Consider the following 605-nt stretch of genomic DNA (forward strand, 5'->3'; position numbering starts at 1 on the left):
CCGTCCGACCACGGAATGAAGTCGTGCGGATTCCAGTCCTTACGCATCCGCATGTGGCGGTTGATGCTGGTCTCCACGACAGGCTCAAGTTCATGCAGGAGCTGCAGGTCGGTGTATTCCTGCGTCATGTGCTCCACCCTCCTCGCGTCTCAAGGACGCTCAGTTATCTGTACCTGTTGGTAGCAGTCAATATATCTGTGTAACCCGGTGACATCAAGTTGCCCCCGTTCGTGTTTCGCGTGTCCTGCGCCGTTTGTGGTACGGCGGTAGGATCCGCGGCAACATCTGTCGGATACCACGCTCGGAGGTTGGGCACACGTGAAGATGCTTGTCGTTGGTGCCGGAGCTGCGGCTGCCACTGGTGCGGCCGTATCCCTGTTGTTCGGTGCCGGCGTTGCGGCCGCCGCCCCTGATGTGGTGGGGCAGACCTACTCGGACGCCTCGAGCGCGATCGAGGATAGCGGTTCCAGTGCCAAGGTCGCCGTCACCGTGGGCAGCAAGCTGTCCCAGGGCGACTGCATCGTCACCAACGCGTGGGACGCCCCCTTCGTGCGCGACGGCAGCCACGCCTCCGGCGAGGTCATGGTCGCTTTGAACTGCGACGG

The 605-nt window shown here is 62.5% G+C and carries 2 protein-coding genes; one reads left to right on the plus strand and one right to left on the minus strand.

All coding sequences use genetic code 11. The features are described from left to right. Positions 1-128 (minus strand): acyl-ACP desaturase (locus IMZ11_RS43360; protein ID WP_228649496.1); only part of this gene is annotated, 128 nt, incomplete at its 3' end. 190 nt (positions 129-318) lie between these two features. Here IMZ11_RS43360 and IMZ11_RS43365 point away from each other — a divergent pair. Continuing rightward, positions 319-605, plus strand: a 287-nt coding sequence (locus IMZ11_RS43365) for a hypothetical protein (protein WP_228649494.1), incomplete at its 3' end; no start/stop codon positions are given.

The organism is Microtetraspora sp. AC03309, assembly GCF_020826795.1.
Lineage (GTDB): Bacteria > Actinomycetota > Actinomycetes > Streptosporangiales > Streptosporangiaceae > Microtetraspora > Microtetraspora glauca.